The sequence below is a fragment of the Streptococcus sp. 27098_8_12 genome, from assembly GCF_041432115.1.
Classification (GTDB): Bacteria; Bacillota; Bacilli; order Lactobacillales; family Streptococcaceae; genus Streptococcus; species Streptococcus parasanguinis_V.
In genome coordinates this window covers 14368-26822 of the sequence record NZ_JAPVZA010000006.1, presented here as the reverse complement: position 1 = coordinate 26822, position 12455 = coordinate 14368, and the positions used below count along the sequence as shown (strand labels likewise).

Here is a 12455-nt window from a genome sequence, read left to right as displayed (position 1 = left end):
CAGGTCAAAGCCTTATTTTATATGGAGAAGGAAAATAGTTTCCGAAAACAAGGAACTTCCCGAGATTTTTTACCTTCACCTATATTATCTTTTTTCTTCCATTTTAGCAAGCACTAAAACTCAAAAAAATAAACCATTTTCTTTATAGGAAGAAAGCAACACAAAAAAACGCCTCGAAAGGCGTTTGTATCATAGTTCTATTTATAAGGATTGGTACAAATCATTGTATCGTTGACTAGCCGTATCCCATGAGAAGTCACGTGTCATAGCTTGTTCTTGGAGACCATACCAAGCCTGTTTGTCTTTGTAGTAGACAGCCAAAGCTTCATCAACTGCCCAGTTAAACCAATAGCCAGACAAATTATTGAAGCTAAAGCCTGTTCCACTTCCATCAACAACATTATACGGTTGAACCGTATCTCGAAGTCCGCCGACTTCATGCACCAAAGGAAGGGTTCCATAACGCATGGCCATCATTTGAGAAAGACCACACGGTTCAAAGCGGCTTGGCATCAAGAAGACATCTGACGCTGCATAGATTTCTTGGGCCAATTGGACATCAAATGTGATATTAGCTGAAAGTTTATCTGAGTAGGCTTGACCGAACCAAGCAAAGGCATTTTCAAATCCAGGATCCCCTGTACCGAGCAAGACAATCTGAATATCCTTTTGCAAGAGTTGATGCAACTCTTCTACCACAACATCAAAACCTTTTTGGCGTGTCAAACGAGAGACGATCCCAAACAAAGGTACATCATCGCGAACGGGTAGACCGACACGTTCTTGAAGAGCTCGTTTACTAGCTGCTTTACCTGAAAGATCTGAGAGACTGAAGTGATACGTCAGAAGCGGATCAGTTTCAGGATTATATAGATCCGCATCAATCCCGTTAACAATACCGGTCACCTTGCCAGACTCCATCCGAAGGATCTGATCCAAGCCACAACCATATTCAGAAGTCATAATCTCATGTGCATAACTAGGAGATACGGTTGTCACACGGTCAGCATATAGAATGCCGGCTTTCATCCAATTCAGGCAATCATTCCACCGAAGCGTTCCGTCTGCATAGCGTTCAAATCCCACTCCGAATAGATCCCATAACATTCCTGGGTCAAACTGACCTTGGAATTCCAAATTATGGATGGTCAATACTGTCTTAATCCCATGATAAGCTTGAATCCAACGGTATTTCTCCTTAAGCAAGAAAGGAATCATCGCTGTATGGTAATCATGTGCATGAAGAACATCTGGAATGAAGTCAACCCGTTCCATCGTTTCTAAGGCCGCAAGCTGGAAGAAGGCAAAGCGTTCGCCATCATCAAAGTCACCATACACATGGCCTCTAAAGAAATAGTGTTGGTTATCAATAAAGTAAAAGGTGACTCCATCGCGCACAATGCGTTTCACACCAACATATTGACTTCTCCAGCCAACTTTGGTCTCAAAATGCAAGACATCTTCGATTTGATCTCCAAACTTGGCCTCTACCATATCATAGTATGGGAGGATCACGCGCACATCATGACCACTTTTAGCTAAGGATTTAGGAAGAGCGCCAATGACGTCTCCCAACCCCCCTGTTTTAGAAAACGGTGCTCCTTCAGCTGCAACAAATAATAGTTTCATTAGACAATATCCTCTGTAACAATCGTTCCTTTTTTAACCACGACAGGTGCTTCTTCTGTCCCACGAATCGTCACACCAGCAGCCACTTCGGCCCCCTTATCCAGGATGGCATGTTCGACGATTGCATTTTCATGAATTACAACACCAGGGAAAAGAAGACTACTACGGACTTCTGAACCTTGATGAAGGTGTACCCGGCGTGAAACAACAGAGCGTTCAACGGTTCCTTCTACAATACTACCAGAAGCAAATTGGGACAATTTGATATTTGAAGTCTTGGAATAATAAGTCGGCTCTTCATTCTTCACTTTTGTATACACCTTTTGATTTGGTGAAAAGAGCTTCATGAATTTTTGGTTTTCCAACATATCCAAGTTTGCTTGATAATAGGATTCAACTGAGTGAATATTTGCTAGGTAGCCTGTATATTCAAAAGCAAAAGCATTGTATTCCACCGCCAAATCACGCAAGATATAGCGCAATTTTTGTGGGTATTCTTTCTTAGCTTCTTCTTCTATTTTTTCAATCAACCAAGGAGTATCCACAATAAAGACATCTGTTGACATGTTGTATACTTCATCAGGATCCTTGCCATCAAAAAGTTTTTGCTCTGTAACATGGTCTGTTTCATCAATTTCCAAGACAGCATTCACTTCAGAGATATTTTGAAGATGCAACTTTTTATAAACCACTGTAATCGGACGATCAATGGTATTATGAAGGTGGAAAATCTGATTGAGGTCAATATTCATTAATACATCACAGTTCAAAGCAACTGTTTGGTTAGAACCAGACCGTTTCAAGTAGGTCAATAATTGTTGGTAGTATTCTGGCCCTACCGTTGTATTTTCAACTGGAGTATTATAGATTCCGAGGTAATAGTGGCTCAATAAAGTAGACAAGCCCCACTCACGACCTGAACGAATATGGTCAAAGACCGAACTAATATTTTCTTGTTGGAAAATCCCAAAAACACTACGAATACCAGCATTTGCAAGACTAGACAATGGGAAGTCGATTAAGCGGTATTTCCCATCAAACGGTAGGGATGCTACCGGACGATGGCTAGTCAAAGTGGACATATCATGATACCCAACTGTATTTCCTAAAATGGCTGAATATTTATCAATCTTCATCTGTTGCTACCCCCACTTTTTCATTGTAACCGACAACTTGTACTTCCTCTGTTCCATCAATCACGACACCTTCTGCAATGACTGCACCTTCCCCGATAATCGCGCGTTTCACGACAGCTCCTTTACCGATAATGGCATTGCTCATCACGACAGCATCTTCGACAACTGCTCCTTCACGAACTTGAGCTTCTGTTGATAAGATGGAGTGTTTGACTGTACCGTCTACCGAACAACCGTCGACGACAAGAGAATCTTCGACGTGGCCATGTTCCCCAAAGAAGTTCGGTGGAGAAATGAGGTTGCGTGAATAGATTTTCCAGTGACGATCGCGACTATCCAAGGCATTATTTGGATCGATATATTCCATATTGGCTTCCCAAAGAGACTCAATCGTACCAACGTCTTTCCAATAACCATTGAATTCATAAGCATAAACACTTTCGCCTGATTCTAGATAAGTTGGAATGACATTTTTACCGAAGTCTGACATATCGATATCACTCTTTTCAGCAGCAACCAACATATTGCGCAGACGAGCCCAGTCAAAGATGTAAATCCCCATGGAAGCCTTGGTGGATTTTGGTTCAGCTGGTTTTTCTTCAAATTCGACAATCCGATTATTGGCATCTGTATTCATGATTCCAAAACGGCTTGCTTCCTTCAAAGGTACATCTAGGACGGCAACAGTTAAGCTTGCATTATTATCCTTGTGCGCTTGAAGCATATCATCGTAATCCATCTTATAGATGTGGTCCCCAGATAATATCAAGACATATTCCGGATTGATGCTGTCGATATAGTCGATGTTTTGGAGGATGGCATGGCTAGTTCCTTCAAACCAACGATTTCCTTCACTAGCTGAATAAGGTTGGAGAATAGACACACCCGTATTGATTCCATCCAAGCCCCAGCTGGAACCATTCCCAATATGGCTGTTAAGGGCAAGTGGCTGGTACTGTGTAATCACACCAACATTGTGAATTCCTGAGTTGGCACAGTTTGATAGCGCAAAATCGATAATCCGATAGCGCCCACCAAATTGAACCGCAGGTTTTGCGATGTTTTTGGTTAATTTTCCAAGACGTGTTCCTTGCCCACCGGCAAGAATTAAAGCGAGCATTTCATTCTTCATTGACTACTTCCTCTTTTTAAAGCCTGGACTCCCATAGAGTCAACCGATCGTCATTTCTTATCTGATGTTTTAGATTTTGTCTTACGCACCTTGCGTTTTACCTTCCAAATACTAGCTCCTAAAGCCGGCAAAGTAAAGGTCAAGGTTTGTTCATAATCCTTCCACAGTCCCTCTTGAGACTGAACTGTCGGATTGTGCTCTTTCCAGACACCTCCCCATTCTTCTAATTCTGTATTCCAAATTTCTTCATAGACCGCTGATACAGGCACACCAATCGTAAAGTCCTTGCGTTCTACTGGTGCCATATTGAAAACGCACACCAAAAGATCGCCCTTACGATTTTTCCGGACCATAGACAAGACGCTCTGATCCCGGTTATCTGCATCAATAATCTCTAAGCCATCAAAGCTATCATCAATCTCCCACAATTCCTTGTGTTCTTTGTAGAAATGATTGAGCTGAGAAGTGAAACGACGCATCTTCGCATTCATTTCATCCTCTAGATTGCCCCATTCCAATTGCTCTTCTGACTTCCATTCCAAAAATTGACCAAATTCCGAACCCATAAAGAGTAATTTCTTACCTGGATGGCAAATCTGATAGGTCAAAAGGTTACGGAGTCCAGCAAATTGATTGTACCGATCTCCCCACATCTTGTGCATCAAACTCTTCTTGCCATGCACTACTTCATCATGTGAAAACGGAAGAAGGAAATTTTCAGAAAATGCATACATATAACTAAAGGTTACCAGATTAAAGTCAAATTTCCTGTAGACCGGGTCTTCCTCATAGAATCGGAGAATATCATTCATCCAACCCATATTCCATTTATAGTCAAAACCAAGACCACCTTCTTCTTCAGGGCCTGTGACCTTTTGACCAGCAGAACTTTCTTCTGCAATCATCATAACATCTGGGTGTTCGTTCTTGATAATCGCATTCAAACGTCTGAGGAAATGAACCCCTTCATAGTTGAGGTTTCCCCCATCAATATTTGGTGTCCATGGACCGCTATCGTAATCAAGATAGAGCATATTGCTCACGGCATCAACCCGAATTCCATCTAAATGATAGGTGTCAATCCAAAACTTCAAACTAGAAATCAAGAATGATTGTACTTGATTTTTTCCTAAATCGAAGTTCAAAGCTCCCCAACCATAGTTATGGGCCCGATGTTCATCCTGATACTCAAAAGTTGGTGTTCCATCATAATAAGCCAAGGCATCATCATTGATAATGAAATGACCAGGTACCCAATCCACGATAACACCGATATTATTGAGATGACATTCTTCCACGAAGTCTTGAAACTCTTCTGGACTACCATAAGTCTGTTCGAGTGCAAAATAACCCATGAGCTGATATCCCCAGCTCAGTCCCAATGGGTGGGCCATAACTGGCATAAATTCCACGTGAGTGTAGTTCATCTCAACCAGATAAGGAATCAGTTCTTCTTTTAGTTGTTTAAAGGTATAGGAACTGTGATCTTCATTTCGTTTCCACGATCCTGCGTGCACCTCATAGATATTAACAGGTCGTTCCTTAAAACCAAGCTTTTTACGGCGTGCCCTCCAAAGACCATCTTTCCAGTTTTTCTCTGGGATGGTCTTAATAATAGATCCTGTATTGGGTCTCTTTTCCATCCATAACGCTAGAGGATCAATTTTTTGTACCTGATGACCATTTTGTCGCGTCACCAAGTACTTGTATATATCTCCCTCTTTTGCATCGGGACAGAAGACTTCCCAGACGCCTCCTTCATTACGAACCATTGGAATTCTACGGGCTTCCCAATCAGTGAAATCACCAATCAGATCAACAGCCTGTGCATTTGGAGCCCATACACGGAAGGTGTAACCTTCTTGATCTCCTTCGAACTCTTTGTGAGCTCCTAAGTACTCTTGAAGACGGAAATTATCCCCTCTTCCAAACGTCCATAAGTCTGTGCTTCTATCCATAAACTCACCTCTTTATATTTTTGAAAGCGTTTTCTACATGTTTTTATTTTACTATAAAATCACTTAATTTTCAAGCTTATTCCTGTAAAATCATGTAAAATTATCAGGAAAATTTTTGTCATTTTCTATCCCGAACTTTTTCTTTGTTCTCTTCGTTTTCCTCCTAATCTTACTTATGATTATACTATATATCTTAGGGATTTCAAACAAAAAACCGAACAACCCTTCTAATATTTTTATTACTAGCTAGTTGATTACGAATAAAAACAAACATTTCTCTTGTTTCATTAGAAAAAATCATATAAGAAAAGACTAAGACAGAATTGTCTTAGTCTTGTTCGACTCTTAGTCTACATTCACATATTCTTTTGAAAGTTCAAGAACTTCTTCCATTGTTGAACATTCAGTCAGAGCACGGTTAGCGTATTCTTGCATTTTAGCAGTGTCCAATTTCTTCATCAAGCTACGTGTACGAAGGACAGATGTAGCTGACATAGAGAACTCATCCAAGCCCATTCCGACAAGAAGTGGAACAGCAGTTTGGTCACCAGCCATTTCACCACACATACCAGCCCATTTACCTTCAGCGTGAGCCGCTTTGATCACATTGTTGATCAAACGAAGGATAGATGGGTTATATGGTTGGTAAAGGTATGAAACTTGTTCGTTCATACGGTCAGCAGCCATTGTGTATTGGATCAGGTCGTTTGTACCAATTGAGAAGAAATCAACTTCTTTAGCAAATTGGTCAGCAAGCATAGCTGCAGCAGGGATTTCAATCATGATACCTACTTGGATATCATCTGCAACAGCAACCCCTTCAGCAACCAATTTAGCTTTTTCTTCTTCGAGAATTCCTTTAGCCGTACGGAACTCAGTCAACAAAGCAACCATTGGGAACATGATCCGCAATTTACCGTGAACAGATGCACGAAGCAAAGCACGTAATTGTGTACGGAACATTTGGTTACCCGTCTCAGAAATAGAGATACGCAAAGCACGGAAACCTAAGAATGGGTTCATTTCTTTAGGAAGATCGAAGTAAGGGAGTTCTTTATCCCCACCGATATCCATTGTACGAACGACAACAGGTTTACCGTTCATACCTTCAAGAACAGCTTTGTATGCTTCGTATTGATCATCTTCAGTTGGGAAGTCTTGAGAATCCATGTATAAGAATTCTGTACGATAGAGTCCAACAGCTTCTGCACCATTATCGTTTACACCTTCAACGTCTTTAGGTGTACCAATGTTAGCAGCCAATTCGAAATGTTTTCCATCAGCAGTCACTGTTTTCGCATCTTTAAGGAGAGCCCATTCAGCTTTTTGTTTGGCATAAGCTTCACCAGCTGCTTTGAACTCTGCAATTTGTTCTTCAGTAGGGTTGATCACCACTTCACCAGTGATCCCTGAAACAGCTAAAACATCGCCATCTTTGACAAGTTCTGTGATGTTATTTGTACCAAGAACAGCTGCGATTTCAAGTGTACGAGCCATGATAGCTGAGTGACTTGTACGTCCACCGATATTCGTAACAAAAGCTTTTACATACTTTTTGTTCAACTGTGCTGTATCAGATGGAGTCAAGTCATGCGCTACAACGATCGCTTCTTCATTGATAGAAGCAGGGTTTGGCAATTTCTTACCAAGCAAGTTGGCAAGGACACGTTTGGTAACGTCACGAATATCTGCTGCACGTTCTTGCATGTATGGGTTGTCTTCCATACCTTCAAAGATCGCAATGAACATGTCAGTGACTTCTTTTAAACCTGCTTCTGCATTGATTTTTTTCGTACGAATCGTTTCTTTGATCTGACCAACCATTTCAGGGTCAGCGAGAACCATCATATGCGCATCAAAAACTTGCGCTGCTTCTTCACCAAGGCTTGCTACTGCATTCTCCCGAATAAGAGAAAGCTCGTTTTGTGAAGCTTCAAGAGCTGCATCCAAACGAGCTTCTTCTGCACTTGTATCTTCGACTGAAACAGTCTCAAATGATAAGTCTGGTTGAATGAGCAAATATGCCTTAGCAACGGCAACACCGTCAGATGCTGCAATTCCTTTTAGCATTTTTGTCATATTTTAAGCCAATCCTTCTTTAGTCATTGTTTCTGAGATAGCTACGATAGCATCATCAGCGTCAGCACCTTCGGCAGAGATCACAACGTCAGCACCTTGACCAACACCAAGGCTCATAACACCCATGATTGATTTCAAGTTAACTGATTTACCTTTGTATTCAAGAGTGATGTCTGATGCAAATTTACTTGCAGTTTGAACCAACAAAGTTGCTGGACGTGCGTGGATACCTGTTTCTGCCACAATGTGGAAATCTTTAGAAGCCATAATTGGACTCTCCTTTTAAAAAATAGTTTTGAGCTACCTTTTGATAACCCTTACAATTTGGTATTATATCATCTTTTGAAATATTTTTCAAGATTTTTATCACTGACTTACAGAAAAAGACTGCGAAAAATCGCAATTTTAATACATTTTAACGCTATTTCTAGGAATATATGAAACAACCTTTCAATTTTCTACTATTTAAATGGTCAAATTTTCCCTCTATTTTCAATGATTTTATTTTTCAAACCACAGGATATTGATTTATAAGAATATTATTCCTAGTTAAAGATGCTTAGAAACCTATTCCTATCCTCTTTTTTGGAAATACGCATCCTTTACAAACCACAATATATTGTGGTCTAAAAACACCATTCCATATCTTTGCACAATATTTAGTTAAATTTTGTTGACAAGTAACTGGAATTTGTTTATACTGATTACAGATTTATATTTCGATAGGAGAACGGAAAAGAAATGGTAACCATTTATTCAAAAAATAATTGTGTTCAGTGCAAAATGACGAAGCGATTCCTTGATAGCAATCACGTAGAATACCGCGAAATTAACTTAGACGAACAGCCACAATTTGTAGAGCATGTTAAGAGTCTCGGTTTCAACGCTGCTCCAGTTATTCAAACACCAGATGAAGTATTTTCTGGTTTTCAACCAGCTAAGTTGAAAAAACTTTCTTAATAAACACAGTATTTTTCTTGAATAAGGTCTAGCGTTAGCAACCTAACACTAGACTTTTTACTTGTAAAGAGAGGACTTCTCCTCTTCATTTTTTTGAACTAGAAAAGGATTATTATGGGATTAAAATCTCTTGAAGATGTGACGTATTTTCGTCTTAATAATGAAATCAACCGTCCAGTAAACGGCCAAATCATGCTTCATAAGGATAAAGAAGCTTTGGATGCTTTCTTTAAAGAAAATGTTGTACCAAATACTAAAACCTTTGACTCGATTACAGACAAGATTCAGTACCTTCTCGAGCACAATTACATTGAGAGAGCATTTATCGAGAAATACCGTCCTGAATTTTTAGAGGAATTGGCCCAATTTATCAAAGACCAAAACTTCCAATTCAAGTCCTTCATGGCGGCCTATAAATTCTATAACCAATATGCTCTGAAAACAAATGATGGAGAATACTATCTTGAAAGCATGGAAGACCGTGTCTTCTTCAATGCTCTCTATTTTGCAGATGGAAATGAAGCTATCGCGCGAGACATCGCAAACGAAATTATCCACCAACGCTACCAACCAGCTACTCCTTCTTTCTTAAACGCTGGTCGTGCCCGCCGTGGAGAATTGGTTTCATGTTTCTTGATCCAGGTAACCGATGATATGAATGCGATCGGACGTTCCATCAACTCTGCCCTTCAACTTTCACGTATCGGTGGTGGGGTTGGGATTTCTCTCAGCAACCTTCGTGAAGCCGGAGCACCGATCAAAGGGTATGAAGGAGCCGCTTCTGGGGTCGTTCCTGTTATGAAACTCTTTGAAGATAGCTTCTCTTACTCTAACCAATTGGGTCAACGGCAAGGGGCTGGGGTTGTTTACCTCAACGTCTTCCACCCAGACATCATCGCCTTCCTGTCTACTAAGAAAGAAAATGCTGATGAAAAAGTTCGGGTTAAGACTCTCTCACTTGGGGTAGTCGTACCAGACAAGTTCTATGAGTTAGCGCGTAAGAATGAAGAAATGTACCTCTTCAGCCCTTACTCTGTAGAGCGTGAATACGGAGTACCATTTAACTACATCGACATCACTGAAAAATACGATGAGTTGGTTGCTAATCCAAATATCCGCAAGACAAAAATTAAGGCACGTGATTTGGAAACTGAAATTTCTAAATTGCAACAAGAATCTGGTTACCCATATGTAGTTAACATCGATACTGCTAACCGGGCAAACCCTGTTGATGGCAAAATCATCATGAGTAACTTGTGTTCAGAGATCCTCCAGGTTCAAGAGCCAAGCTTGATCAACGATGCTCAAGAATTCATTAAAATGGGGACAGACGTCTCATGTAACCTTGGTTCAACCAACGTGGTTAACATGATGACTTCACCTGATTTTGGACGTTCGATTCGTGCCATGGTCCGTGCCTTGACCTTCGTTACCGATAGTTCTCATATCGTGGCCGTTCCAACAATTGACCACGGGAATAAACTGGCGCATTCGTTCGGACTTGGAGCTATGGGACTTCACAGCTACCTTGCGCAACAATTGATTGAATACGGATCACCTGAGTCTGTTGAGTTCACAAGTATCTACTTCATGCTCATGAACTACTGGACTCTCGTAGAATCAAACAACATCGCGCGTGAACGTGGCGTTACCTTCCACAATTTTGAAAAATCTGACTATGCCAACGGTACTTACTTTGATAAGTACACGACTGGAGAATTTGTACCAAAATCTGATCGCGTCAAAGAACTCTTTAAAGATATCTTCATCCCAAGTGCAGAGGATTGGGCAGAACTGCGTGCTAAAGTTCAAGCAGATGGTCTTTACCACCAAAACCGCTTGGCTGTCGCACCAAATGGATCTATCAGCTACATCAATGACGTCTCTGCTTCTATCCACCCAATTACACAACGGATTGAAGAACGCCAAGAAAAGAAAATCGGGAAGATCTACTACCCTGCAGCTGGTTTATCAACTGCAACCATCCCTTACTACACTTCTGCCTACGACATGGATATGCGAAAAGTCATCGATGTCTATGCTGCTGCAACTGAGCATGTAGATCAAGGTCTTTCACTGACCCTCTTTATGCGTAGCGACATTCCAAAAGGGCTCTACGAATGGAAAACAGAAAACAAACAAACCACTCGTGACTTGTCTATCCTTCGGAACTACGCCTTTAACAAGGGTATCAAGTCTATCTACTACGTTCGTACCTTTACAGATGATGGTGGAGAAGTTGGCGCCAACCAATGTGAAAGCTGTGTCATCTAATCCGCTATCCTAGATAGCTATCAAAAGTCGGTTCGCCGACTTTTTGTGCGGTATTCTATCAATTTATGGTAGAATAGTAACGATTGAATGAATAGAAAAAGAAAGTGATGCAAATGGAAACATACTACAAAGCCATTAACTGGAATGCGATCGAAGATGTCATCGATAAATCGACCTGGGAAAAACTGACAGAGCAATTCTGGTTGGATACACGTATCCCTTTGTCAAACGACTTGGATGACTGGAGAAAGTTATCTAATAAAGAAAAAGACCTAGTTGGTAAAGTCTTTGGGGGATTAACTCTTCTAGATACCATGCAATCTGAAACAGGTGTTCAAGCCCTTCGTGCGGATATTCGTACTCCCCATGAAGAAGCTGTCTTTAACAACATCCAATTCATGGAATCAGTCCATGCTAAGTCTTACTCTTCTATCTTTTCTACTTTGAATACCAAGTCAGAAATCGAAGAGATTTTCGAATGGACAAACACCAATCCTTTCCTTCAAAAGAAGGCAGAAATCATCAACGAAATCTACCTCAATGGGACTCCCCTTGAAAAGAAAGTTGCCAGCGTCTTCCTTGAAACCTTCCTCTTCTACTCTGGTTTCTTCACACCTCTCTACTATCTGGGAAACAACAAATTGGCCAACGTAGCTGAAATCATCAAGTTGATCATTCGGGACGAATCTGTTCACGGAACCTATATCGGCTACAAGTTCCAACTTGGTTTTAATGAATTACCAGAAGAAGAACAAGAGAAACTCAAAGAGTGGATGTATGATCTGCTCTACACCCTCTATGAAAACGAAGAAGGCTACACAGAGAGCCTCTATGACGGTGTGGGCTGGACAGAGGAAGTCAAGACCTTCCTTCGCTACAATGCTAATAAAGCCCTCATGAACTTGGGACAAGATCCACTTTTCCCAGACTCAGCAGATGATGTCAACCCAATCGTCATGAACGGAATCTCAACCGGTACATCCAACCACGACTTCTTCTCTCAAGTCGGAAATGGTTATCTTCTCGGTGAAGTAGAAGCCATGCAGGATGACGATTACAATTACGGACTATAAGAAGAAAAACCTTTCCAGACGGAAAGGTTTTTTTGTAGATATTTTTTGAGAATGATCGCTTAGGACTTGTAAAGACCGTAAAAATAAGAATTAAAGTATTCCTGAAAAAATATAATTGACATCTAATTTTCAGAAACATTCAAATAGATACTGGAAATTTCCGCCGTGAGAAAAGTGCCTGAGACTTAATAGTCTCAGGCACTCGGAATTCTTG

Annotated in this window: 9 protein-coding genes; 3 read left to right on the top strand and 6 right to left on the bottom strand. The window is 40.7% G+C overall.

The genetic code is table 11. The annotated features are described in order from the left end of the window. Positions 1-201: 201 nt before the first annotated feature. The 6 genes from glgA to O3629_RS03410 all read right to left on the bottom strand — a co-directional run bounded on the left by glgA (position 202) and on the right by O3629_RS03410 (position 8201). On the bottom strand, positions 202-1629 hold the full coding sequence (gene glgA, locus O3629_RS03435) for a glycogen synthase GlgA (RefSeq protein ID WP_013903317.1): 1428 nt from the start codon (positions 1627-1629) through the stop codon (positions 202-204). Continuing rightward, entirely contained in the window at positions 1629-2765 is a 1137-nt protein-coding gene (gene glgD / locus O3629_RS03430; RefSeq protein WP_061604707.1) for a glucose-1-phosphate adenylyltransferase subunit GlgD, read from the bottom strand. The genes glgA and glgD overlap by 1 nt, the downstream gene beginning before the upstream one ends. Next, positions 2755-3897, bottom strand: a complete 1143-nt coding sequence (locus O3629_RS03425; RefSeq protein ID WP_014713084.1) for a glucose-1-phosphate adenylyltransferase — start codon at positions 3895-3897, stop codon at positions 2755-2757. The genes glgD and O3629_RS03425 overlap by 11 nt, the downstream gene beginning before the upstream one ends. A gap of 50 nt (positions 3898-3947) precedes the next feature. Then, positions 3948-5855, bottom strand: a complete 1908-nt coding sequence (gene glgB, locus O3629_RS03420; RefSeq protein ID WP_013903314.1) for a 1,4-alpha-glucan branching protein GlgB — start codon at positions 5853-5855, stop codon at positions 3948-3950. Positions 5856-6200: 345 nt separating this feature from the next. Continuing rightward, positions 6201-7934 carry a phosphoenolpyruvate--protein phosphotransferase gene (gene ptsP, locus O3629_RS03415; RefSeq protein WP_049504017.1) on the bottom strand — a complete coding sequence of 578 codons (1734 nt, stop codon included), beginning with the start codon at positions 7932-7934 and terminating at the stop codon, positions 6201-6203. A 3-nt stretch (positions 7935-7937) separates the two neighbouring features. Further along, entirely contained in the window at positions 7938-8201 is a 264-nt protein-coding gene (locus O3629_RS03410; protein WP_003017802.1) for a phosphocarrier protein HPr, read from the bottom strand. A gap of 474 nt (positions 8202-8675) precedes the next feature. Here O3629_RS03410 and nrdH point away from each other — a divergent pair, with 474 nt between their 5' ends. From nrdH to nrdF, 3 genes are all read left to right on the top strand, one after another. Then, the gene (nrdH, locus tag O3629_RS03405; RefSeq protein ID WP_003017768.1) at positions 8676-8894 is read left to right on the top strand and encodes a glutaredoxin-like protein NrdH; all 219 of its coding nucleotides are present in this window, start codon (positions 8676-8678) and stop codon (positions 8892-8894) included. Positions 8895-9008: 114 nt separating this feature from the next. Then, complete coding sequence (nrdE, locus tag O3629_RS03400) at positions 9009-11168, top strand: class 1b ribonucleoside-diphosphate reductase subunit alpha (RefSeq protein ID WP_371608721.1); 2160 nt, start codon at positions 9009-9011, stop codon at positions 11166-11168. 113 nt (positions 11169-11281) lie between these two features. Beyond that, positions 11282-12241 (top strand): class 1b ribonucleoside-diphosphate reductase subunit beta, encoded by a 960-nt coding sequence (nrdF, locus tag O3629_RS03395; protein WP_003011591.1) that lies wholly within the window; start codon positions 11282-11284, stop codon positions 12239-12241. Positions 12242-12455 lie beyond the last annotated feature (214 nt).